Origin of the sequence: Marinobacter sp. GH_1, from assembly GCF_048595985.1 — a bacterium.
Taxonomy (GTDB): domain Bacteria; phylum Pseudomonadota; class Gammaproteobacteria; order Pseudomonadales; family Oleiphilaceae; genus Marinobacter; species Marinobacter shengliensis.
Genome location: NZ_CP184460.1, coordinates 1251603 through 1276798, shown reverse-complemented (window position 1 = coordinate 1276798; position 25196 = coordinate 1251603). Strand labels below are relative to the sequence as shown.

General features: G+C 56.5%; 19 protein-coding genes. 14 read left to right on the top strand and 5 right to left on the bottom strand.

Features of this window, described 5'->3' with window-relative positions:
* The first annotated feature begins 38 nt into the window (after window positions 1-38).
* Window positions 39-1937 carry a sigma 54-interacting transcriptional regulator gene (locus ACNSOI_RS05935; RefSeq protein ID WP_420195349.1) on the top strand — a complete coding sequence of 633 codons (1899 nt, stop codon included), beginning with the start codon at window positions 39-41 and terminating at the stop codon, window positions 1935-1937.
* Between the two features lie 368 nt (window positions 1938-2305).
* Here ACNSOI_RS05935 and ACNSOI_RS05930 read toward each other — a convergent pair whose 3' ends face one another.
* The 4 genes from ACNSOI_RS05930 to ACNSOI_RS05915 form a co-directional block, all read right to left on the bottom strand.
* On the bottom strand, window positions 2306-3637 hold the full coding sequence (locus ACNSOI_RS05930) for a sodium-dependent transporter (protein WP_420195348.1): 1332 nt from the start codon (window positions 3635-3637) through the stop codon (window positions 2306-2308).
* 479 nt (window positions 3638-4116) lie between these two features.
* Complete coding sequence (locus tag ACNSOI_RS05925; protein WP_420195347.1) at window positions 4117-5295, bottom strand: acetyl-CoA C-acyltransferase; 1179 nt, start codon at window positions 5293-5295, stop codon at window positions 4117-4119.
* Window positions 5296-5764: 469 nt separating this feature from the next.
* On the bottom strand, window positions 5765-6913 hold the full coding sequence (locus ACNSOI_RS05920; protein WP_061331659.1) for an acyl-CoA dehydrogenase family protein: 1149 nt from the start codon (window positions 6911-6913) through the stop codon (window positions 5765-5767).
* A gap of 80 nt (window positions 6914-6993) precedes the next feature.
* Window positions 6994-7755, bottom strand: coding sequence for a 3-hydroxyacyl-CoA dehydrogenase (locus ACNSOI_RS05915; RefSeq protein WP_420195346.1), 762 nt, complete (start codon window positions 7753-7755; stop codon window positions 6994-6996).
* Between the two features lie 104 nt (window positions 7756-7859).
* Here ACNSOI_RS05915 and ACNSOI_RS05910 point away from each other — a divergent pair, with 104 nt between their 5' ends.
* The 12 genes from ACNSOI_RS05910 to ACNSOI_RS05855 all read left to right on the top strand — a co-directional run bounded on the left by ACNSOI_RS05910 (window position 7860) and on the right by ACNSOI_RS05855 (window position 22324).
* Complete coding sequence (locus ACNSOI_RS05910) at window positions 7860-8300, top strand: MerR family transcriptional regulator (protein WP_138435631.1); 441 nt, start codon at window positions 7860-7862, stop codon at window positions 8298-8300.
* A gap of 49 nt (window positions 8301-8349) precedes the next feature.
* Window positions 8350-9516, top strand: coding sequence for an isovaleryl-CoA dehydrogenase (locus ACNSOI_RS05905; protein WP_420195345.1), 1167 nt, complete (start codon window positions 8350-8352; stop codon window positions 9514-9516).
* A gap of 198 nt (window positions 9517-9714) precedes the next feature.
* Window positions 9715-11322 carry a carboxyl transferase domain-containing protein gene (locus ACNSOI_RS05900; protein WP_420195704.1) on the top strand — a complete coding sequence of 536 codons (1608 nt, stop codon included), beginning with the start codon at window positions 9715-9717 and terminating at the stop codon, window positions 11320-11322.
* Window positions 11323-11336: 14 nt separating this feature from the next.
* Window positions 11337-12140 (top strand): enoyl-CoA hydratase-related protein, encoded by an 804-nt coding sequence (locus ACNSOI_RS05895; protein ID WP_420195344.1) that lies wholly within the window; start codon window positions 11337-11339, stop codon window positions 12138-12140.
* A gap of 5 nt (window positions 12141-12145) precedes the next feature.
* Window positions 12146-14149, top strand: a complete 2004-nt coding sequence (locus ACNSOI_RS05890; protein WP_420195343.1) for an acetyl/propionyl/methylcrotonyl-CoA carboxylase subunit alpha — start codon at window positions 12146-12148, stop codon at window positions 14147-14149.
* Window positions 14149-15057 carry a hydroxymethylglutaryl-CoA lyase gene (locus tag ACNSOI_RS05885; RefSeq protein WP_420195342.1) on the top strand — a complete coding sequence of 303 codons (909 nt, stop codon included), beginning with the start codon at window positions 14149-14151 and terminating at the stop codon, window positions 15055-15057. Before ACNSOI_RS05890 ends, ACNSOI_RS05885 begins: the two co-directional genes overlap by 1 nt.
* A complete protein-coding gene (locus ACNSOI_RS05880) occupies window positions 15054-15632 on the top strand; it encodes a peroxidase-related enzyme (RefSeq protein ID WP_374814001.1) in 579 nt (192 codons plus the stop codon). The genes ACNSOI_RS05885 and ACNSOI_RS05880 overlap by 4 nt, the downstream gene beginning before the upstream one ends.
* Before the next feature lie 53 nt (window positions 15633-15685).
* Window positions 15686-17374 carry an AMP-binding protein gene (locus tag ACNSOI_RS05875; protein ID WP_420195341.1) on the top strand — a complete coding sequence of 563 codons (1689 nt, stop codon included), beginning with the start codon at window positions 15686-15688 and terminating at the stop codon, window positions 17372-17374.
* Window positions 17375-17787: 413 nt separating this feature from the next.
* Window positions 17788-18009 (top strand): hypothetical protein, encoded by a 222-nt coding sequence (locus ACNSOI_RS05870; protein ID WP_420195340.1) that lies wholly within the window; start codon window positions 17788-17790, stop codon window positions 18007-18009.
* A 77-nt stretch (window positions 18010-18086) separates the two neighbouring features.
* Window positions 18087-19267 (top strand): IS3 family transposase gene (locus ACNSOI_RS05865; RefSeq protein WP_420195339.1). Its coding sequence is split into 2 segments (ribosomal slippage): window positions 18087-18383 and window positions 18386-19267, totalling 1179 coding nucleotides; the frame shifts between segments, so codons are not numbered across the junction.
* 142 nt (window positions 19268-19409) lie between these two features.
* A complete protein-coding gene (locus ACNSOI_RS05860) occupies window positions 19410-20720 on the top strand; it encodes a hypothetical protein (RefSeq protein WP_420195338.1) in 1311 nt (436 codons plus the stop codon).
* A gap of 602 nt (window positions 20721-21322) precedes the next feature.
* On the top strand, window positions 21323-22324 hold the full coding sequence (locus ACNSOI_RS05855) for a hypothetical protein (RefSeq protein WP_420195337.1): 1002 nt from the start codon (window positions 21323-21325) through the stop codon (window positions 22322-22324).
* Between the two features lie 492 nt (window positions 22325-22816).
* On the opposite strand, the gene ACNSOI_RS05850 is transcribed toward ACNSOI_RS05855, so the two are convergent.
* The gene (locus ACNSOI_RS05850; RefSeq protein ID WP_420195336.1) at window positions 22817-23860 is read right to left on the bottom strand and encodes an IS110 family transposase; all 1044 of its coding nucleotides are present in this window, start codon (window positions 23858-23860) and stop codon (window positions 22817-22819) included.
* A 175-nt stretch (window positions 23861-24035) separates the two neighbouring features.
* Between ACNSOI_RS05850 and ACNSOI_RS05845 the strand changes: the two genes are divergently transcribed.
* Complete coding sequence (locus ACNSOI_RS05845) at window positions 24036-25169, top strand: hypothetical protein (protein WP_420195335.1); 1134 nt, start codon at window positions 24036-24038, stop codon at window positions 25167-25169.
* Window positions 25170-25196 lie beyond the last annotated feature (27 nt).

The following is a 25196-nucleotide window of genomic DNA, read 5'->3' as shown; positions in this document are numbered from 1 at the left end:
TTGTTTGGGTTTTACCGTCACTCAAGCGGAAGCCCGGCATGAACCAGCCCGAACGCATCGAAACACACCAATGGATCAACCACCTGCCAGAGGCTGCCCTTCTGGTGGATGCGGGCCAGGACCTGATCCTCGCTGCAAACAGCGCCATGGCGCGAATGGCGGGCACCGACAGACAATCCATTGCCAGCATGGCATGTACCCAGCTGTTCGCTGACCAGCGGCCCCAGTTGATCAACTTCACTGAAGAAACCCTGTTCCGAAGCCACAGCTGGAGCCGTGACTTCCACCTGAAACACCGGGACGGCCACACGGTTGAACTGGAAATTTCTTCTTCCTGCGTGGGAGAAGCAGAATCGCAAACCCTGTTATTGCTACTGCGCGACCGGCGACAACTGAGAACCCTGCGCGAACGCCACGAAGCCAATCATTACCACCGGGGCGGCTTGCTGGAGTGGCGGCGAGTGGAAGAACTGTTCAAGGATATGGAGCGGGAGAACCAGCTGATTCTCCACGCCGTGGGCGAAGGCATTTACGGGGTAGACGCCGAAGGCCGCACCACCTTCGCCAACCCTGCCGCCGAGCGCATGCTGGGCTGGCGAATGGATGAACTCATGGGGCGGGTAATACACCGCGTTGTGCACCACTCCCACGAAGACGGCAGCCTGTTCCCGCTGAAAGAATGCCCCATCTACGGCGCTTTCCGGGACGGCAGTATCAAGCGCGTTGGCGACGACTGGTTCTGGCGCAAAGACGGCACCGGGTTTCCGGTGGAATACACCAGCACCCCGATCATGGACAACGGCCACCCGGTGGGTGCGGTCGTGGTGTTCCGGGACATCTCCTCCAGACTGCAAGCCCAGAAGGAACTGCAATCAGCACTGGAAGAAGTCGAAAGCCTGAAACGCCGGCTGGAAATGGAAAACGCCTACCTGCAGGAAGAACTCAGCGCGGAGTTCCACTTCCACGAAATCCTCGGCCAGAGCGACGCCATCAAGGCCATCGTGCGGCGCATCGGCATGGTAGCTCCTACCGACGCTAACGTTCTGATCACCGGCGAATCCGGCACTGGCAAGGAATTGATTGCCCGAGCCATCCACCAGGCCAGCACCCGACGCGACCGCCCGCTGATCCGGGTAAACTGCGCGGCCATTCCAAAAGACCTGTTTGAGAGCGAGTTCTTCGGCCACATCAAAGGCGCCTTCACCGGCGCCGTGAACGACAGAATCGGCCGATTCGAACTGGCCGACGGCGGCACCCTGTTTCTGGATGAAGTGGGTGAAATCCCTTTGGAATTGCAGGGCAAGCTGTTGCGGGTGCTTCAGGATCAGCAGTTCGAACGCGTGGGTGAGAACAAGACTCGCGCCGTCGATGTAAGAGTGATTGCCGCCACCAACCGGGATCTAAAAACAGAGGTACAGGAGAAGACCTTCCGGGAAGATCTGTATTTTCGCCTCAATGTCTTCCCTATCGAATCCATTCCCCTGCGCAGGCGGCTTGAAGATATTCCCATGCTGGCCCAGGAATTCCTGAACCGGGCCTGCCAGAAGTTCAACCGGCCACCGCTGGTTCTGACAGAACGAGACGTGGTGACCCTCAAGGCCTACCACTGGCCGGGCAACGTTCGGGAACTGGAAAACGTCATCGAACGCCAGGTGATTACCGCCGATGGCCGCCTGGATCTGGACCTTCCCGGTTCCGAGACTCCCGCGCATACCGCAGCAAACTCAACGCCATCGCGCCACTACGACAGTGAGTTGTTGACCGAGGTAGACTTGAAGGAGCTGGAGAAACAGAACCTGATCAAGGCGCTGAAAATGACTGGCGGGCGCATTTTCGGAGACGACGGGGCGGCGGCACTTCTTGGCATCAAGCCAACGACCCTCAATTCCCGCCTGGGCAAGCTCAAGCTTGATGCCCGGCAGTTTCGGGCTTCTTGAGTGTTGACTTGGGTTTCTGGGTTGGGCTCCTAGCCTGTTTGGTTTGCGGGCGGGTACGCGGGGTATGGGGTATTTTTCTTCTGGGAAAAACAACTCGCTGTGCTCAGACATCTTTTTCCCTGCCAGAAAAATACCCCATACCCCCCTACCGACGGGCAGCACAGGAATACCGAGGGTAAAAGAAAAGAAGGTATCCCGAAGTGCGCGTGACCGTTGCACCGAGTCGAGCCTTTCCCTTCCTGAGTGCAAAAACGACAAGTGCTTTTATCAAGCGGATGCCCGCCAATGCCAGCCACCCCGCAAGCCCGCCCGCAAATTCGAAAGGCTGGGAGCCCAAATAAGACCTCACCTCCACACCCAGAGGGCTACTAACCAAAACCAAGCTGACTGAGCGCATAGGTGACTACAATCCATAACAACACCAGCACCGGCAGAAACCGCCCGACCAGGTAAATACGCCACTCCCACCAGCGGCTCTCTGTACCCAAAACCGTACGGATGCGTTGGGGCGGGATGAACCAGCAGAACAATGCGGCACCGAATACTCCGGAGAAGATAATCACGTTGCCACCAGCCACACGATCAATAACGTCCAGCACCGGCTCACCGGCAATGGTCCATTCAAGGGGCGTGAAACTGAGTGCTGAGGCGGTACCAAGCACTAGCATGACAACCGTTACGATACTCACTGCGGCAACGTTACTCAGCCGGAACTCCTCCGCCACCGCGGCAATCATCACCTTCAGGCCCGCCAGGCTGGAACTGAATGCGGCCATGAAGAACAGCGCGAAGAAGAGCACGCCAACCCAGTAACCACCACGCATGTCTTCGAACACTTGCGGCATGGTCACAAACGCCAGCTGACTGCCTTCGGTAGGCTCCATGCCCAGACTGAACACAAACGGGAAAATCATCCATCCCGCCAGCAAGGCAACACTGGTCTCGGTACCGGCAACGACCAGGCAAGCTCGGGGCACGTGGGTTTTGCGGGGAACAAAACTGCCATAGGTGACCAGATATCCCTGCCCAATGGCGAGAGTATAAAAGGCTTGCCCGAAGGCAAACGCCCACAGACGACCGTCTGCAAGCCGGCTCCAGTCCACGTCAAAGAAGAAGGATTTGGTTTGCTCCCAACCCGGCGTCGTCGAGGCAAACAGCATCAGCCCGATCATCACCAACAGCAGCACGGGCATCAGCATTTTCGAGAAGACCTCGATAGCCTTCACATCCCGAGCCAGGATGATGGCAGCCAGTACCGTTACGATCAGGAAGTACCATAGCGAGTTGTAACCGGCACTGTATTCACTGAACACGCGGAGGTCGTCCGTGGCAGCATCCACCGCATAGCCCAGCGTCCAGCCGGTAATCACCAGGTAATAGCTGGTGATGGCCATGGTGATCAGCACCACAAACCAGCCGTAGATGGCCCCAAACCGGTTCACCTGCCGGAAAGTCTGAACGGTACTGCCCTCAGACAGCCGTCCGGCTGCGACCTCCAGAATCATGATCGGCAGAACGACAACCACAAGCGCCAGCAGATAGGCCACCACGAAAGCCCCGCCACCGTTCTCCCCAACCATGTAGGGAAACCGCCAGAGGTTCCCGAGGCCGACGGCTGCAGCGGCCATGGAGAAAACAAATGCGGGCTCGGAACTCCATTGCTTTCGGGATTCTTCAATAAACTCGTGGCGCTTGGTCAACGGTACCTGGCTCCCCGTGATATGGCTTATTTGCACGGAAGCCTAACAAATCAGACGTTACGGTTCATGACTGGGGTCAACGCGTTCTTGGTTCCTGGTCATCGGGCTTGGGCTTGGGCGCCCAGCCTTCCGGATGTGCGGGCGGGCTTGCGGGGTGGCTGTTGGATTTTTTTTGGAAAAACAACTCGCTTCGCTCAGACATCTTTTTCCGGCAAAAAACCCAACAACCACCCCGCGCCGACGGGCATTGGCGGGTATTCGCTAAATAACTACATTTGTTTTTTTCCCCTTGGTATACCTGTGCTGCACGTCGGTAGGGGGGTGTGGGGTATTTTTCTAGCAGGGAAAAAGATGTCTGAGCGAAGCGAGTTGTTTTTCCCAGAAGAAAATACCCCACACCCCGCGTACCCGCCCCCACAACCGGAAGGCCAGGAGCCCAAACCACCCCCACACCAAAACCAGAAGGCTCAGAGCGGAACTCAGACCACCTCGATGGCCACCGCAGTTGCTTCACCACCACCAATGCACAGCGATGCCACACCACGCTTCAGGCCACGTTGTTTGAGGGCGTTGATCAGGGTAATGATGATACGGGAGCCAGAGGAGCCGATGGGGTGGCCCAGGGCGCAGGCGCCGCCGTGCACGTTGACCTTTTCCGCAGGTAATTTCAGCTCATTGATGGCGGCCAGGGTGACCACTGCGAAGGCTTCGTTGATCTCGAACAGGTCGACATCATCCAACGTCCAGCCGGCTTTCTTCAGCACTTTCTCAATGGAGCCGATGGGCGCCAGCGTGAACTCTGCCGGCAAGCGGGCATGGGTGGCGTGAGCCACGATTCTGGCTTGGGGAATCAGGCCACGGGCATCGGCTTCGGCGGCAGATGCCAACACCAGCGCGGAGGCCCCATCGCTGATGGAGCTGGAGTTGGCGGCGGTTACCGAGCCGTCTTTGGCGAAGGCCGGTTTCAGTTGCGGGATCTTTTCTGGCTTGGCATTACCGGGTTGTTCGTCGGTGTCGACCTCGGTATCACCACCCCGGCCAGAGACGGTAACCGGAACGATTTCATCCCGGAACCAGCCGTTCTCGATGGCCGCCAGGGCCTTTTGCAGGGAACCGATGGCGAACTCGTCCATGGCCTGGCGGGTGATGTTGAATTTATCAGCGGTGCGCTGGGCAAATACGCCCATCAGCCCGCCTTCGTAGGCGTCTTCCAGGCCATCCAGGAACATACTGTCCATCACCTGGCCGTGGCCCATGCGCATGCCGGCGCGGGCTTTCGGTAACAGATACGGTGCCTGGCTCATGTTCTCCATACCACCGGCGATCATGATGTTGTTGGTGCCGGCTTTGATCTGGTCGTGGGCCATGATGACGGCTTGCATGCCGGAGCCGCACATTTTGTTGATGGTGGTGCAGCCACTGCTGTCCGGAATACCGGCAGCGCGGGATGCCTGCCGCGCAGGTGCTTGGCCGAGGCCGGCGGGTAGCACGCAGCCCATGATGATTTCCTGTATATCGGCCGGCTGCAGCCCGGCACGATCAATGGCCGCCTTGATGGAAACCGCACCCAGTTCCGGTGAACGCACAGAGCTCAAAGAGCCCATCATGCCCCCCATCGGGGTTCTGGCGGAGCCAGCTATTACGATATCGTTGTTCATGTTTTATGTTCTCCTGCAACGGAATCTAGTTGGTGTTCTTATTTTGCTCATCGGTCTTGTTTGGGTTCCTAGCCTTTCCGGTGTGCGGGCGGGTACGGGGGGTATGGGGTATTTTTCTTCTGGGAAAAACAACTCGCTTCGCTCAGACATCTTTTTCCCTGCCAGAAAAATACCCCATACCCCCCTACCGACGTGCAGTACAGGAATGCCAAGGGTAAAAAGAATCGAAAGCAACCTCAGGTTTGAAGAGAGCGTTGCACTAATTCGATCATTTCCTTGTTTGGTACAAAAAATACCGGTGCGACTACCAAGCGAATACCCGCCAATGCCCGTCGGCGCGGGGTGGTTGTTGGATTTTTTGCCGGAAAAAGATGTCTGAGCGAAGCGAGTTGTTTTTCCAAAAAAAATCCAACAGCCACCCCGCAAGCCCGCCCGCAAACCGGAAGGCTGGGGGCCCAAGCCAGCCCCCTCAGCGCCCAAGTACCGAACGGGCAATAATCTCTTTCATCACCTCTGAAGTACCGCCGTAAATCCTCTGCACCCGAGCATCGATAAAGTTCCGGGAAATCGGATATTCGGTGGTGTAACCGTAGCCCCCAAATAACTGCAAACAACCATCGGCCACCCGGCACTGCATCTCCGTGGCGCTGTACTTGGCCATGGACGCCGTGGGCGCATCCAGTTTGCCGTCTTCGTATTCGCGGATGCACTGGTCAACAAACGCCTTGTTGATGCGGTAGTCCGTCTCCATACGGGCGATTTCGAAGCGGGTGTTTTGCAGCTGGCTGAGCTTCTGGCCGAACAGCACCCGCTCCTGGGCGTAGGCAATGGTCAGGTCCAGGGAGCCTCGGGCGGCGGCAACGCCCAAGGCGCCGATCACCAGGCGTTCGCGGGGTAGTTCCCGCATCAGGTACATGAAGCCCTGCCCTTCCTCGCCTAGCAAAGCCGATGAGGGAATGCGCATGTCAGAGAAGAACAGCTCGGAGGTATCGCCGGAGTGCTGGCCGATTTTGTCCAGGTTGCGGCCTTTGCTGAAGCCCGGCAATGAGGTGTCCACCAGGAACAAACTGATGCCCCGGGCGCCAGCTTTCGGGTCGGTTTTGGCGGCAACGATCACCATGTCGGCGTGCTGGCCGTTGGTGATGAAGGTTTTGGAGCCATTGAGGATGTAATCGTCACCATCCTTTACCGCACTGGTACGCATGGCCTGCAGGTCACTGCCCGCGCCCGGTTCGGTCATGGCGATGGCGCCGACGGCTTCGCCGGAGACCATTTTTGGCAACCATTGCTGGCGTTGGGCCTCGTTGCCGATGTGGCTGAGGTAAGGCGCCACGATGTCCGAGTGCACCATCACGTTGGTAGACAGCGCCCCGAAGCCCATGCGGGCCATTTCTTCGCCCACCACCACAGAAAACTGGAAAGGCGCCCCAATGCCGCCGCAGTCTTCCGGCACGTCGACACACAGCAAACTGGCGTTGCCCAAGGTGTTCCAGAGCTCCCGTGGCACGATGCCGCTTTTCTCCCAGGCTTCGTAGTGCGGTTTCACCTCGGCTTCCAGGGCCTTGATCACCGACTCCCGAAACATGGCCAATTCTTCTTGATCGACGTGGTTGGTCATATTACTCACCTGTTGTTATTCGTTCGCTTGTGGCGAATCCAATTGCCTGAACCCGCTTGTGGCGGGTGGTTTGCATCAATTCACTTGGGCGCCATGCGCAGGGCGCAGTCCAGACGAATCACTTCGCCGTTCAGAATCGGGTTGCGCACCATCTGGTCTACCATCATGCCGAACTCTTCCGGCTTACCCAATCGCTTGGGAAACGGCAGTGTCGCCGCCAGGCTCTCCTGCACTTCTTCCGGCATACCGGCCATCATCGGTGTCATAAACAGGCCGGGGGCGATGGTGTTCACGCGGATACCTTCACGGGCCAGCTCGCGGGCGGATTGCAGAGTCAGTGCCACAACCCCGCCCTTGGAAGCACTGTAGGCGGCCTGGCCAATCTGGCCCTCGTAAGCCGCTACAGAAGCCGTATTGATGATCACACCACGCTCGCCATCGGCGTTGGGCTCACGCTGGGCCATGTCCGCTGCGGCCAGGCGAAGGATGTTGAAGGTACCAATCAGGTTTACCTGAATCACCTTGCTGAAGCTGTCCAGTGGCATCACACCTTCCCGGCCCAGGATCTTCGCCGCCGGCGCAATGCCTGCGCAGTTCACCGCAATACCGCAGGGGCCATGGGCTTCCCGCGCAGCGTTGATGGCGGCCTCGGCACTTTCCGCAGAGCTGACATCGCACCCGACAAAAATACCGCCAATGTCTGCGGCCACCTTTTCGCCCTGCTCTTTTTGAAGATCCAGGATGGCCACCTTGCACCCGGCCGCCGACAGCGCACGCGCGGCGCCCTCGCCCAGCCCGGACGCCCCGCCTGTTACAATGGCCGCCACATTCTTGAATTCCATCATGCACTCCTATTCTCAGGATTGTATTTGTTGAAAATCGGACCCGAAAACTACTTTACGTTTACGTAAACTTTATCTAACCTTGGTCTAAAAAGGAAATCGTGATGAACGAAAAAAGAACCTTCAGCATCAGCGAGCTCTCCCAGGAGTTCGACGTGACAACCCGAAGCATCCGATTCTACGAGGATCAGGGCCTGCTCAAGCCCACCCGAAGGGGCCAAACCCGGATCTTCAGCACCAAAGACCGGGTTCGGTTGAAGCTTATTCTCCGGGGCAAGCGCATGGGTTTCTCCCTGGCAGAAACCAGAGAACTGTTCGACCTGTGGGACGAAACCCTCACCGGTAACGAAAAACAGCTTTTGAAGATGTTGGAAATCCTCGCCGACAGGCGCGCCCAGCTCGAACAACAGAAAAACGACATCGCCCAGGCGGAAATGGAAATCGAAACCGCCGAAACCCGGTGCCGCGAAGCACTGGACGAGCTGCAGAAGAAAAAGAAACAGCAGGACGCAGGGCAAAAAGCATCCAAACAAACCGTCACCTGAGCGTGACGAAGCACACAGACCCAATTCAAGAACAACAAGGTAGCCAACGATGAAATCACAATACTCAGAACTCAATTTCGGTCTCGGCGAAACCCTCGACATGCTGCGCGAACAGATCAACGGCTTCGCCGCTGCTGAAATCGCACCGCGCGCTGAAGAGATCGACCGCAACAACGAGTTCCCCATGGACCTGTGGCGGAAAATGGGCGACATGGGCCTGCTGGGTATCACCGTGGGCGAGCAATACGGCGGCTCAGACATGGGCTACCTGGCGCACGTCATCGCCATGGAAGAAATCAGCCGCGCCTCCGCCTCCGTTGGCTTGTCTTACGGCGCCCACTCCAACCTGTGTGTAAACCAGATTCACCGCAACGGCACCGAAGAGCAAAAGCAGAAATACCTGCCCAAACTGGTCAGCGGCGAACACATCGGCGCCCTCGCCATGTCTGAGCCCAACGCCGGCTCTGACGTTATCTCCATGAAACTCAGTGCCCGTGACGAAGGCGACCACTTCGTGCTCAACGGCAACAAAATGTGGATCACCAACGGCCCGGACGCTCACACCTACGTGATCTACGCCAAAACCGACGTAAAAGCCGGCTCCAAAGGCGTCACCGCATTCATCGTAGAACGCGACTACCCCGGCTTCAGCCGCCACCAGAAACTCGACAAACTCGGCATGCGCGGCTCCAACACCTGTGAACTGGTGTTCGAAGACTGCAAAGTACCCAAAGAGAACGTCCTCGGCGGCGAAGGCAACGGCGCCAAAGTCCTGATGAGCGGCCTCGACTACGAACGCCTCGTCCTCTCCGGCGGCCCGCTGGGCATCATGCAAGCCGCCATGGACGTGGTCGTTCCCTACATCCGCGAACGCAAACAGTTCGGCCAGGCCATCGGCGAATTCGAACTGGTACAGGGCAAAGTCGCCGACATGTACACCTGGATGAACACCGCCAAATCCTACGTCTACATGGTCGCCATGTCCGCCGACCGCGGCGAAACCACCCGCAAAGACGCCGCCGGCGCCATCCTCTACTCCGCCGAAATGGCCACCAAACTGGCCCTGGACGCCATCCAGCTGCTCGGCGGCAACGGCTACATCAACGAATACCCGACCGGCCGCCTGCTGCGAGACGCCAAACTTTATGAAATCGGTGCCGGCACGTCCGAGATTCGACGGATGCTGATCGGGCGAGAGCTGTTCCTGAACAAGTAAACGCCGTTCCAAGCCAGGGGCTTCCAGAGCGTTAAGGAAGCCAGCACCCAAAGTACGACGAGGGCCTGGTGGGGTGTCTTTCCGGGAATGTCTGTGGCCAAGGATGGCCACAGCCAAGCGCACATGGATGTGCTCGTAGCGTTTCCCGGAAAGACACCCCACCAGGCCCGACGCCCCGACACCCGAGGCTGGGAAAACATGACGATACTGCAAAGTAAAATAAACCCGAGGTCCGATGAGTTCCTGGCCAACCAGAACGCCATGGCCAAAGCCGTCGCAGACCTGAAAGAAAAAGTCGCCACCATCCAGCAAGGCGGCGGCCCAAGCTACCAGGAACGCCACATCGCCCGCGGCAAACTGCTGCCCAGAGAGCGCATCAACCGCCTCCTGGATGACGGCTCCCCGTTCCTCGAAATCGGCCAGTTCGCCGCCTACAACGTCTACGACGAAGAAGTCCCGGCAGCTGGCGTGGTGGCCGGAGTGGGCCGCGTCTCCGGCACCGAATGCATGATCATCGCCAACGACGCCACCGTCAAAGGCGGCAGCTACTACCCGCTCACGGTCAAAAAACACCTGCGCGCCCAGGAAATCGCCCTGGAAAACCGCCTGCCCTGCATCTACCTGGTGGACTCCGGCGGCGCCAACCTGCCAAGGCAGGACGAAGTCTTCCCGGACCGCGACCACTTCGGCCGCATCTTCTACAACCAGGCCCGCATGAGCGCCGACGACATCCCCCAGATCGCCGTCGTTATGGGCCTGTGCACGGCCGGCGGCGCCTACGTGCCCGCCATGGCCGATGAATCCATCATCGTGCGCGATCAAGGCACCATCTTCCTGGCCGGCCCGCCGCTGGTGAAAGCCGCCACCGGCGAAGTGGTCAGCGCCGAAGACCTGGGCGGCGCAGACGTACACTGCAAAATCTCCGGCGTGGCCGACCACTACGCCGAAAACGACGCCCACGCCCTGGACATCGCCCGGCGCTGCATCTCCAACCTCAACCGCCGCAAACCGGTGGACGTGGAAATCCGCAAACCCAAAGCGCCCCTGTACAGCGCCGAAGAAATCTACGGCATCGTCGGCACCGACTTGCGCAAGCAGTTCGACGTGCGCGATGTGATCGCCCGCATTGTCGACGGCTCCGAATTCGACGAATTCAAACGCTATTACGGCCAGACCCTGGTCACCGGCTTTGCCCACATCCACGGTTACCCGGTGGGCATCATCGCCAACAACGGCATCCTGTTCAGCGAATCCGCCCAGAAAGGCGCGCACTTCATCGAGCTGTGCTGCCAGCGCAACATCCCGCTGCTGTTCCTGCAGAACATCACCGGCTTTATGGTGGGCCAGAAATATGAGGCCGAAGGCATCGCCAAACACGGCGCCAAAATGGTCATGGCCGTGGCCTGTGCCAACGTACCGAAAATCACCGTACTGATCGGCGGCTCTTTCGGCGCGGGCAACTACGGCATGTGCGGCCGCGCCTACAGCCCGGATTTCTTGTGGATGTGGCCGAACGCCCGCATCTCCGTGATGGGCGGTGAACAAGCCGCCGGCGTGCTCGCCACCGTCAAACGGGAAGGCATAGAGCGCAAAGGCCAGGACTGGAGCAGCGACGAAGAAGCCAAATTCAAGCAGCCGATCATCGACACCTACGAACACCAGGGCCACCCCTACTACGCCAGCGCGCGCCTCTGGGACGACGGCGTGATCGACCCGGCCCAGACCCGCGAAGTGGTTGCCCTGAGCCTGTCTGCCACCCTCAACCGACCCGCCAAGCCAACACGCTTCGGCGTGTTCCGGATGTGATGGAGGACATCGCCATGACCGATCAGGAACCAGCGGTTCGCCTCAATCACCGCGCCAAGGGTGTCACCGAGGTTGTGCTCAACCGCCCGGACAAACGCAACGCCTTTGACGACGTGATCATCCAGCAACTGATCAAGGCGCTGGAACAGGTAGACGCAGACAACAACACCCACGTTGTCATCCTGCGCTCCGAAGGCAAACACTTCTCCGCCGGGGCGGATCTGGGCTGGATGCGCCGCATGGCCGACAACAGCCGACAGGAAAACCTGGACGACTCGCGGCAACTGGCGCGGTTGATGAACGTGCTCAACCACCTGTCCAAGCCGGTGATCGGCCTGGTGCAGGGTGCCGCCTTCGGAGGCGCCGTTGGCCTGGCCGCCTGCTGCGACATCGTACTGGCCACCGAGAAGGCCAGCTTCTGCCTGAGCGAAGTCAAACTGGGCCTCATTCCCGCCGTGATCAGCCCCTACGTGGTGCGCGCCATCGGTGAGCGCCAGGCCCGGCGCTACTTTATCAGCGCCGAAGTTTTCACCGCCCGGCAAGCCGAGCACTTCGGCCTGGTGCATGAAGTGTGTGAAGACGAGAGCGCCATGGAACGCCGCTGCGACGAACTGCTTTTGCAGCTTGCCCTCAATGGCCCGGAAGCCATGAAAGCCGCCAAAGATCTGGTATTCGCCGTCAGCCACAAGGTGATCGGCCAGGACGTGATCGACGACACCGCACAACGCATCGCGGACATCCGGGTGGGTGCAGAGGGACAGGAAGGCCTCAGCGCCTTTCTGAACAAGCGCAAGGCCAACTGGGTTCCGGAGGAATAACAACAATGTTCAGCAAAATTCTGATTGCCAACCGCGGCGAAATCGCCTGCCGGATCATACATACCGCCCATCGCATGGGCATCCGCTGCGTTGCCGTGTATTCCGATGCAGACGCAGACGCTCGGCATGTGGCCATGGCAGACGAAGCCTTCCACATTGGCCCGGCCCCCAGCTCCGAGAGCTACCTGAAAGCCGACAAGATCATCGAAATTGCCAAGGAAAGCGGTGCCCAGGCGGTCCATCCGGGCTACGGTTTCCTGTCTGAGAACACCCAGTTTGCCGAAGCCTGCGAAGCCAACGACATCGTCTTCATTGGCCCGCCCTCATCGGCTATTGCCGCCATGGGTTCCAAATCCGCCGCCAAGGCCATTATGGAAAAAGCCGGCGTACCGCTGGTGCCCGGCTACCACGGCGACGACCAATCCCCGGAAACCCTGCGCCAGGAGGCCGAGAAATGCGGCTTCCCACTGCTGCTGAAAGCCGTTGCCGGTGGCGGTGGCAAAGGCATGCGGGTGGTGGAACGCATGGAAGACTTCGACGACGCCCTGGCCGCCGCCAAACGGGAATCGAAGAACGCCTTCGGCAACCCGGACATGCTCATCGAACGCTACCTGACCCAGCCACGGCACGTGGAAATCCAGGTGTTCTGCGACCAGAGCGGCAAGGGCGTGTACCTGGCGGAACGGGACTGCTCCGTGCAGCGCCGCCACCAGAAAGTACTGGAAGAAGCCCCGGCGCCGGGCCTGAGTGACGAAACCCGCAAAGCCATGGGCGAAGCCGCCGTTAAAGCCGCACAAGCCATCAACTACGTGGGTGCCGGCACCGTCGAATTCCTGTACGACGTGGACGGCTCTTTCTTCTTCATGGAAATGAACACCCGCCTGCAGGTGGAACACCCTGTCACCGAAATGGTCACCGGCCAGGATCTGGTGGAATGGCAGCTGAAAGTGGCCTGGGGCGAGCCCCTGCCACTGGAGCAATCCCAGGTAAAAACCCGGGGCCACGCCCTGGAAGCGCGCATCTACGCCGAAGACCCGGACCAGGACTTCCTGCCCGCCACCGGCAACCTGCGCTACCTGAGCACCCCGGATGAAAGCGCCCATGTTCGGGTGGATACCGGCGTCACAGAAGGCGACGACATCAGCATCCACTACGACCCGATGATCGCCAAGCTGATCGTGTGGGACGAAACCCGGGACCAGGCCATCAACCGCATGGTCCAGGCCCTGGAGCACTACCGCATTGCCGGCGTGAAAACCAATATCCGCTTCCTGCACGCCCTGGCCGACGCCCAGCCGTTCCGGGAAGCGGACCTGACCACCGGTTTCATAGACGACCACCGGGAACTGCTGTTCCCGAAATCCAGGCTGGATACCCACAAAGCCCTGGTGCTGGCCGCCGGCTTTGTGCTGGAACAACGCAAATCCCGGGAAGTGATCAGCACAGACCCCTGGTCGCCCTTCGCCCGCCAGAACAGCTGGCGCATGAACTCCGAATACGCCCAGCCATTGCAGTTGCAGGTTGGCGACGACATCCACGACCTGAAAGTTCTGGAGCGGGACGACCGTTACCAGGTCTACGTGGGCGGCAGCGTGTACAACCTCACCATGCGCCTGGATGACGACTACCTGCAGGCGGTGATTAACGGCCATCGCATCAGCGTTCACGGCAACCTGCACAACGACCAGCTGGTGCTCTTCTACGAAGGCGACACCTTCAACTGCACCCTCTACAAAGAAAGCTACGGCTTTGAAGAAATGGCCGGCGAAGGCAGCCTGGCCGCGCCCATGAACGGCGCCATCGTGGCGGTACAGGCCAAAGTCGGCGACAAGGTTAAAGCCGGTCAAAGCCTGGTGATCATGGAAGCCATGAAAATGGAACACGCCATCAAAGCCCCGGCTGACGGAGTCGTCACCGACATCTTCTTCGCCGAAGGCGACCAGGTGTCTGAAGGTGCCGAACTGATCGCCATTGAAGTCACCGCAGACGCAGAAGAGGAGGCAGGCTGATGGCCTTTCCCAAACAGGTGCGCCTGGTTGAGATGAGCCCCCGGGACGGCCTGCAAAACGAGCCCGGCGCGGTGATTGCCACCGCCATCAAAACCGGCCTGATCGACCGCCTGGCCGACTGCGGCCTGAGCCACATCGAAGCCGCCAGCTTTGTGTCGCCCAAATGGGTGCCACAAATGGCCGACGCCGCCGACGTGATGGCCGGCATCACCCGCAAACCCGGCGTACGCTACTCCGCCCTCACCCCGAACCTGAAAGGCTTCGAGGGTGCCCTGGCCGCGAAAGCCGATGAAGTCGCCGTATTCGGCGCCGCGTCCGAATCCTTCACCAAAAAGAACATCAACTGCACCATCGCGGAAAGCCTCGAACGCTTCGCCCCGGTGCTGGAAGAAGCCCGAAAACACGGCATCCCCGTGCGCGGCTACGTCTCCACCGTGATGGGCTGCCCCTACGAAGGCGACATCGCGCCCGAACAGGTGGCCACCGTAGCCAAAGCCCTGTACGACATGGGCTGCCACGAAATCTCCCTGGGCGACACCATCGGCGTGGGCACCCCGCTAAAAGCCAAACGCATGCTCGAAGCCGTCGCCGCCCACGTACCCTTGGACAAACTCGCCGCCCACTTCCACGACACCTACGGCCAGGCCCTGGCCAACCTGTATGCGGTGCTGGAAGAAGGCGTCTCGATCATCGACGCCTCCGTCGCCGGCCTCGGCGGCTGCCCCTACGCCAAAGGCGCCTCCGGCAACGTGGCCACCGAAGACGTGCTATACCTGCTGAACGGCCTGGGTATAGCAACGGGCGTTGATCTCGAAAAGTTAGTAGCCACCGGCGACTGGATCAGCAACCAGCTGAACCGCCACAACGGTTCCAAAGTCGGCCAGGCCCTTGGAGGAAACTGCGGATGAGCAACAATAAGAATGTCGTCGCCCTGGATCTCCCCATCCCGGAGATCAGCGACATGCCCGAAGACACCCAAAAGTACTTCCAGATCTGCCAGGAAAAACTCGGCATGATCCCCAACGTACTCACCGCCTACAGCCACAACCTCAAACAGCTCGAAGGCTTCACCCGCCTCTACAACGAACTCATGCTCGGCGAAAGCGAACTCAGCAAACTCGAGCGGGAAATGGTCGCCGTGGTCGTCTCCTCAGAGAACAAATGCTTCTACTGCCTGGTCGCCCACGGCGCCGCCGTGCGGGTACTGAGCGGCGACCCAGCCCTGGGCGAACACATGGTGATGAACTACCGCAGCGCCAAACTCGACAAGCGCCAGCGGGCCATGCTCGATTTCGCCTCCCTGCTCACCCGCACACCCGCCCTGGTGACCGAAGAACACACCCAGGCCCTGCGAGACGCCGGCCTGAGTGACCGAGGCATCTGGGACCTGAGCAACCTGATCGGCTTTTACAACATGAGTAACCGCGTGGCCATCGCCAGCGACATGCAACCCAACCCCGAATACCACAGCCAGAGTCGCTAGCAAGTGCGTTGACTTGCCAGCCCTCAACTACAAAAACAAATGGAGGCAGAGACATGAGCAAGACTCTCCCGAGCTACACCAGCAGCACCGCTGACAAACCGCTACTGGGCATGACCATCGGCGATATGCTCGACCGCACCGCCGAAAAATTCCCCAACAACGACGCCCTGGTGTGCCTGCACCAGGACATCCGCTGGACTTACAAAGAGTTCGTTGAAAAGGTCAACGAAGCTGCCCGCGCCTTCATGGCCATCGGCGTCAAACGCGGCGACCGGGTAGGCATCTGGTCTCCCAACCGGTATGAGTGGACCGTTACCCAGTTCGCCACCGCCAAAGTGGGCGCCATTCTGGTGAACATCAACCCGGCCTACGGCGTGCACGAACTGCAATACGCCCTCAACCTGGCCGGCATCACCACCCTGGTCACCGCAGACAGCTTCAAAGCCTCCAACTACCGGGAAATGATCTACGAGCTGGCGCCAGAGCTGAAACGCAGCGCCCCCGGCAAACTTAAAGCCGATCACCTGCCAGACCTGCGCGCCGTGATCAACATGCACGAAGACAAACACGACGGCATGTGGACCTGGAGAGAATTCATCGGTTTTGCCGGTGACGTTTCCGAAGCCGATCTCAGCCAACGCCAGAGCGAGCTGCAGTTTGATGACCCCATCAACATCCAGTTCACCTCCGGCACCACCGGCAACCCCAAGGGCGCCACCCTCACCCACCACAACATCCTCAACAACGGCTACTTTGTAGGTGAAAGCCAGCGCCTGACCGAGAACGACCGCCTGGTTATCCCCGTGCCCCTGTACCACTGCTTCGGCATGGTGATGGGCAACTTGGGTTGCATTACCCACGGCACCGCCATGATCTACCCGGGCGAAGGCTTTGACCCGAAAACCGTACTGCAGGCCGTGCACCAGGAAAAAGCCACCGCCCTGTACGGCGTGCCCACCATGTTCATCGCCGAACTGGCCGACCCGGAGTTCGACACCTACGACCTCTCCACCCTGCGCACCGGCATCATGGCCGGCTCCATCTGCCCGGCGGAAGTGATGAAAAAGGTCAACGGCAAGATGAACATGAAGGAAGTGCAGATTGCCTACGGCATGACCGAAACCAGCCCGGTATCCACCCAGACCAGCTCCGAAGACCCGTTCGAAAAACAGGTCACCACCGTGGGCCGAACACAGCCCCACCTGGAAACCAAGATTGTCGACCCCGGCACCGGAAACGTGGTGCCCCGTGGCGAAATTGGCGAACTCTGCACCCGTGGCTACAGCGTGATGCTGAAGTACTGGAACAACGAAGAGAAAACCCGTGAAGCCATAGACGACGGCGGCTGGATGCACACCGGCGACCTGGCCACCATGGACGAAGACGGCTACATCCAGATCGTCGGCCGCATCAAAGACATGGTGATTCGCGGCGGCGAGAACATCTACCCGAAAGAAATCGAAGAATTCCTCTACACCCACCCCGCCATCGAAGACGTACAGGTAACCGGCATACCCGATGAAAAATACGGCGAAGAACTGATCGCCTGGGTAAAACTACGCCCAGACACAGACCCGGTAACCGGTGAGGACCTGCAGGCCTTCTGCAAAGGCAAAATCGCCCACTTCAAGATTCCAAAGAACTACAAGTTTGTGGACTCCTTCCCGATGACCGTGACCGGGAAGATTCAGAAGTTCAAGATGCGGGAGATTTCGATTGAGGAGATGGGGTTGAAGAAGTAAACGACCTTCTTACTGCATCACTCCGGCCCAGGGTCACACTGGGCCGGCCTCCCTGCCCGGCTGTATACGCCCGAGTTCAAACAGGGCGTGGGCCACTGCAAATTCACGGTCGATAGTGGAAATAGACGACAACTGTCGTAGAACTCTGTGAACGTGGTCTCTCTTGGCTTGTAACCTAATGAAAATCATGGAATAGTCAGAACGTTAAATTGTAAATAGGCGCTCCACTGATTCGGGGAGAAACCGACAACTGGCGCTTATTTCCCGGTGCGTCATATTTGGTGGGCCGGTAGTAGTTTGATTTTGAAAATAATTTAATGAATGACTTTCCTAGTGCCTCGGGATAAGCGCATTTTGGATAGCTGTAATTTGTCGTTGAATTAGCTGTTAAAAACTAAAAAGGAGTCTCACAAATGGAAATGAACACCATTATCGGATTTTTTGCCGTTACATTTGGTATATACACTTTGATTGCTAGGCAGATAGCGCCCCACCAGTTCGCGAAGCTGGGACCAATGAAGGAGAAATTTGGTGATAGGGGTGGGCTTGCCGTCCATTTCTTGGGCTACACCCTCATGCCGCTCATCATCGGTGGCGTTTTGCTTTATAAGGCCTTTGTCCTGGGGCATTTTTAACAAGTGCGTCAAATACGTTCTGGACTTCCCCCAGTTCAGTGGACACGCATCGATAACTCCGCAGGAGGAGCAAACCGATGCCGAAAATGATCACGGGGAAGAAAACCCAGCAGTACACCACTGAGTTCAAGGTCAAAGCGGTGGAGTGGAGTCACCAGGCCCACCGCAGCGTCAAAAGCGTTGCCGAAGCGCTGGATATTCACCCGATGATGCTGTCACGCTGGCGCAAAGAATACCGTGAAGGAAAGTTCGCCATGAAACGGGTCAAGAAAGCGCCAGTAGACGCCAAAAACAAAATACAGGAACAGGATGAGATTGCCCGCCTGAAACGCCGAGTATCGGAGCTTCAGGAGGAAAACGACATCCTAAAAAAGTTTCAACGTTTTCAGGCCGAGGAACGACGGAAGCGTTCCGGTTCGTCTGGAAACACCGACGAGAATACAGCGTAAAAGCGCTGTGTCGGCACTTGAATGTATCAAGGTCCGGTTACTATGCCTGGGCAAACCGGAAGCCTGGCCTGAGAGCCACTGAGAACGCCGAACTGCTGTTGAAGATCCGCCGTGTATACGATGGCAGCAAAGGGCGCTATGGCAGTCCCAGGGTCTATCAGGCCCTGCGCCGGGAAGGCGAACAGGTTGGCGAGAATCGTGTGGCGCGCCTGATGCAGGAATGGGGCATGAAAGCGCGAGTGATGCGAGTGTATCGCCGAATGAGCAAGCGCCGTGACGAACTCAAAGCTCTTCCTAATCACCGCCTGAGCGTCGAGAAGCCCGTGGCGGTGAATCAGCAATGGAGCAGTGACGTTACCTACATCAAGCTAGGTCGAAAATACGTGTTCCTGGCGGTGGTTCTGGATCTGTTCTCGCGCAGGATTATCAGCTGGCGATTGGATGAAAGCCTGAATGCGGCACTGGCCAAAGGTGCCCTGAGAGAGGCGTTTGCAGCGAGGCGACCGGAAGCAGGTCTGTTGTTCCACACCGATCGAGGCACGGAATACCGGGCTCAGAAAACACAGGCGTTTCTGAACCAGAACAGCGTGCGCCACAGCATGAATCGACCGGGACAATGCACAGACAACGCTGAGGTCGAATCCTTCTTCAAAACGTTGAAGGGAGAATTGCTGCATGCCACCAGCTTTGTGACGATTCGGCAGTTACGGAAACATATAAAAGACTATATTGAGGGCTTTTATAACAGCCACCGGCTGCACAGTGGCCTTGGCTACCGGACTCCGATAGAGTTCGAGGGAATTAACTGATGGGGCGTGTCCATTTTATTGGGGGAAGTCCATTCCGGGCCTGACGGCCCTCCACCGGACGGCTTTTTCTCCGCTTCGCTGCGTAAAAGCCGCCGTTTACGCAGGCGTTAGCGGAGACAAACTCAAATTTGACGGATGTAAGATGCAAGAATTTTCGCTAGAACAGATGGCAGAGAGCATTCATTACGGAAAAACCAAGACCTACTTTGAGGAGGTGCTCTCTTCCTATCACAATCAGAACTATCGGTCGGCGGTCGTGATGCTTTGGTCTGTCGCGGTTTGTGATATTGTTTTTAAGCTACAAAGCCTTATTGATCTTTATAACGACGCTTCCGCTAAAGAAATTCTTGATGAGATCAGCAAAGTTCAGGATGCTGATCCGCGATCGTCAGCGTGGGAATTGAAGCTAATTGATGATGTGAATGAGAAAACTCATCTATTAGATGCATCCGAATACGAAAACCTAAGGTATTTGCAAAGACAGCGTCACCTTTCTGCTCACCCTGTCCTAAATAAAGAAAGGGAGCTTCATGCACCCAACAAGGAGACCGTGAGATCACTGCTTAGGAATACGCTTGATGATCTTCTTGTTAAACCTCCTTTTTACACGCAGCATATTTTAAACGAACTTCTAGCTGATATAGCTGAGTCTAGAGAAATTCTAAATACAAGAAAAAAAGTAAGAAAATATGTGGAAAGTCGCTATTTGAGCAGAACGAATCAGACGGTTGAATTGAGTATATTTAGGTCTCTATGGAAAATAGTGTTTAAACTAGAGAATGACGATTGCAATAAAAATAGGTTAATCAACCTTCATGTGTTGGAGGTTATAGCGACTAAAAACAAAGCACTGTTGCCAGATACCATCAGAGGCGATATTGACTTCTACAGTAATGTCGCAAATGGTGGTGATCCACTTCAGTATCTGACGTTTTTCCTATCCCAGAATCACGAGGTTTTCCCTTTGTTAAGCGACGCTGCTCGCCTGAAGGTAGAACATTGTGCGGCTAATGATGACGTAGGAAAAACAATTGGTTGGTTTACGAAAGATAGCTTAACTAAGCATGCTGAGGATATTGAAAGTTGGATAAAAAGTGAAGAACGACCCATTTTTAGCCCACCTCAATTCGACGTATTGCTGGAAATATCGGATACAGATGAATGGCAAAGTCGTTTTTGCAGAATTGCATCTACTTATTATGGAGCAAGCCAAAACTACGATCAGGCAGACTCTAGATTTCAGGTTGCAATACCAACATATATAAAGCTTTTTGACCGAGAATCAATTAAATATCTTGCTCAACAAATAAATAGTAACAGTCAGTGTCATGATAGAGGGCGTGCTCGTCACGATTATCCGATAATCAAGGAGCGAATCGATGAGCTGTTCCCAGAAGGTTTCAATTACAAAGATTATCCTTGGTTTAGTAGGAAGCTTGGTCTTGATGACTGAACTTGCTAACAAGTAGCTATTGCCGGACGCACTTACGCTAGCGCTCCAGTGCGCCGCAAAGCCAAGGCGTTAGTGAGGCAGTCGTGAGAAAGCAGATACCGCTCATTACGGCTATCACCTTAGTACTGCTTGGCATCGCGATTATGGTTGCCTCAAATACTTTGCGGCAATCGGAGCAAGACATCGCCGCGTGGCTTGAGCAGCAAACGCCGCGTGGAAGTTCCCACGCAGAAGTAATGGCCCACGTTGAGAAAATGGGTTGGTATGACTATCAGTTTCAGGGAAGCGACGACCACACTCGGAGTCCTTATATTCGCGGGCACTTGGGGGATTACAGGACAATATTCGTAACATCCGTAACCGTTTTTTGGGAGTTTGATTCCGAAACACGGCTGGAGAGTATTAGAGTATGGAAAACGGTCGACGCACTATAAATAACACCGTAGGCCAGTTCGTACTGGGGCTAGTTCTATGGATCTGGGCGTGGTGCCATCACTAACCAGCCGCTCAAGTTCGTTCCCGGCCTGGCGGCCGTCCACCGGACGCCCTTGTCAGGGCGCCGCTTAGCTTTTCGTTAGGCGATAATAGGATTTAACTTATTGATGAAGAAGCTGTTCTCAACTCGCGAGATTGAAGGCATATATTCAGGTGCCAACTCTGCCGTTTGGCATTCTCATCACTGCGCGCGTGTTCACGCTAAGAAGCACACCCGCGAAGAGGATTTCGTTGCGACATTAGTCACTGATGGCGTTCCTATTCTGGCAAAACGATGGGCCAGCCTGCTTGAGCCGAAAGGAATTTCGGTTCGAGTATCTGGAGTGTTTTGTCACGGACACCCTCAAGTGGCATTCGGCTCACCGCGTCGCCGTATCGAACTTGCCGACTTGCTCATCGTTCATCAACACATTGGCCGCAAGAAATCGTTCTCTAGGGCAATTCTCTTGCAAGCAAAAACGTCGACTGACGGCACCGCACATCTCAAGACCAATGACTCGCAGTTGGAGTTGTATTCAACTTGGCCAGCATTTGAATTCGTCACTGGAGGGCTACGTGCAGGGTTGCGTAACTTTGGGAAGAACTCCTCAGGTTCACGGTACGTGCTCGTCTTGAATCTACCGCAGTATCCCGAAGAAATAGACTGGCCGGATCAATGTCCTTGGGCGACGAGTAAAACCACACGAAACCTGGAAGCCGATACATCCTTAGCGAAGCTCTTGGGTAACATGTTGTTGTTCCAAGATGGGCGGCCATTCTCACTTCATAGACCACGTAGCGATTGGTCGAAGACGATCAAGGAATTGCTACAGGTAACCGGTAGCAAAACCTATCGAAGGTCAAATATTGGCCGTGGCGATACTCCGAGGGGATCCTACGATTCAGTGGAGTCGGTTCTCAACTGTGTTGGCAGCCGCGCTTTTCCGATAGCTAGCGGATTCCAGTCCAGCAGCCGGATGCCGATTTTAGAGCAATCCTTTGTTGTTGCGATGAAAACAGGTGAGGGTGATCAAAATATGCCACCAAATGAGCTTGAGAGTCCCGGCGAACAAGATCCCAGTGGAGTGTCCTCATTAATTATTGAAACCTTTGATCCGGAGCGAGACTAATGAGTTGCAAAGTCCAACTTGCGCCTAACACATATGAGCCTTCTCGGAATCAATAGGCAAGAGTCATTTTTTTGGCCGCGCCAGCGGCCAACCTAAATCCATGAGCGAGAACGCCTGCTTCGTCAGTCTCGCGGAGCTGTCAGGCACTTACAGCAAACACATATAGGGGCTCTCTTACGTGGCTTTAGGCCACTGCCTGACCGGTCGTTCCATCAGTGGGTCAGGGGCACCAGACATTCATCGGTTAACCGGTCACTGGCACTATTCAAACGACGGGCTGCATGGCTCCAGTTAGTGTCAGGCTCAGGATCGGTGTAAGCGCACTGGCTCATGGTATTAAGGCACGCCCACGGACTGGCTAATCAAGTCGCTCTGGCTTCAACATCGGTGACAGAAAACCGCTTGGGTATCGGTGTACCAGTCAGCAGACTTGCAGTCTTCGGTGTCATCCTTTCTGATCCAGTTAGACGTCTTGCTCAGCCCGTGGCGTGACTAACCTTTCAGGAACCGTTGTTCATCGAACACCCTTTTGTCTTTGAGCATGAAGTACACCGCACGCCCCAGTTTGTGGGCCAAAGCCGACAGAGCTTTGGGTTTGTTCATCCGCTTCTGAAGCTTTTCAACGTAGCGTTTGGCCTTGTCGTTGTTACGAATGAACAGCACCGCCGCTTCTGAGAACGCCCACTTCAAATGAGCATTGCCGATCTTGTTGCCCTGAGTGCCGTAGATCTTGCCGGCGGATTCGGCTTTGCACTTCACCAGGCGAGCGTAGGACGCGAACTTCTGAACGGATTCGAAACGCTGGATATCGCCGACTTCGTAGAGAATGGTCAGGGCCAGAATGCGACCAACTCCAGGAATGGTCTTCAGTACGTTGAGTGATGCCGGGGCGTGTTGCTTGGCTTGCTGCTCCAGGTGCCACTCAAGCTTTTTGAGTTCGTGCTGATAGCAGTCGACGATGGCCAGGTCCAGATCGATATTGCGCTGAACGTCTGGATCGCTAAAAGCGGCGGTCAGTTGTGATCGGCCACCAGGGTTGTTGAGGTTGGCTTTGCTGGGCGGCAGATTGTACTGGCCCAGAGTGTTCACTGCGTGGGCCTTGAGCATGGCGCCATGCCGGACAATGCGGGCACGGCGGCGCAATAGATCGCGGGTGGCGCGCATCTCCTTGGGATAAACGTAGGCCAATGGGAAATTGCCACCGCGCATGAGCATCGCGATCTTGAAGGAGTCGATGCGATCGTTCTTGGTTTTACCGCCGTGGATGGCTTTCATATAAAGGGCGTGGCCCAGGATGAAGTTGATGCCGTGTTCTTCGCACAGGTCCGATATCCAGTACCAGCAGTGCATGCACTCGACACCCACGACCAGGTCATCACGGAAAGGTTCGAGCAGGGCGAGTAAAGGTTCAGGCTGGGCTTTGATTTCCTTATGTAGAAGGACCTCGCCCTGTTGGTCGATGATGCAGACGTACAGACTACGGGCGTGCAGATCGATTCCACAATAATGGCGATGGGTGCTATGGTAAAAGTTCATTGAGTCTTCTCCCTTGTAGTGCTTGGTCGCCTTCCAGCTTAGCGGGTAACCGCTGGGCTGGGGAGAAGGCTCAATCAGTATCAAGGCCAGTCACGGCGACGGCTACTACATTGCGGCTTCGCCTCCATTCCGTAGCCGCGCATGCTGGCTGGCGTTAGGCCTATCGAGTAGCACTATGGATGTTCATCGTTTCATTATTAAGGCGTACCCAACAGAAGATCATCCAGAATTTCACGTGTGGCAAAAGGCCACGCTAGTGTTGTTTGTAGCAAACCCCGATCCATATGTAGCTGAACAGAAGGCTCTTGGTGAACTGGGGCGCCGATGTTGGGTTCCTGAGGCGTTCGAGCATAGGGACACTTTGATTCGAGAGGCGGTCTTGGAGCAGGGTGGAAAAGTCTGGGATGCCTATGTACAGGCCGAGCAGGGCAAAATTTTCTGGCTGGAGAATCTTGAAAGCTTACCTATGTGCAAGAAGGGCGAGGAGCTTTGGGGAACAGGGCCGAGGCTCACTGAGGCGTTTGTAGACAACTTAATTCAAGATAGTGGCGGTCATCGTCTTACAGCTGACGAAGCTGGTGAGTTTCGCGAAAAGAATGCGGACTATGTGCTGGGTAAGTATGTTCTAGAGCTCAAGCATTTCGAAAACGAAGGGCTTTCTGTTGAGACTAGGCAGCGAAAAATAGGCGAGTTATTTAAGCGCTATTTTGCAGAAACGCCTGTTCGTAAGATTGATCCATATACGCTTAGTGATCGAGATTTCCGGAAGTACTGGGAAATTGTGGGTGTTCCAATTCAAAAGAGGGTTAAGGCAGCGTCCAAACAAGTGAAAGCCACTATTGCTCGCCTTGGCTCAGAGCAGTTCGAAGGCGGTGTGATTCTATTGAATACTGGCTATTTAACAGTACCGCATGATTTTTTAGTTGCTATGGCAGAAAGATATGCGTCAAAGGACACAAGTTCCATCAGGCATGTTATCGTCATTAGCTCATGGACCATTACCAACGGCTTCGATACTGTAGTTAACTACGGGTTTCACCCTCACGAACCGACGTGCTCCGACCTTAAAAAACTGCGAGATGTTTTTTGGGAAACGGTGGAAAAGCTAATGACCCAGATGGTTACCGGAGAGCTTGACTCTGAAAGTGGTATGCAGCAACCGATGTCGCCCACTTACTTCAATCATCAAGGGGAAATGTTCACCTTCGGTGTTCCGCATCTGGAGTCAAGTCTCAAGCGGGGCAGAAATTATCCATACAATGCCATTAAGTCTGTTACGGGCCTTCGGCCCTCCTCGGGGCGCCCTTGACAGGGCGCCCCTTATGGCCGGCGTTAG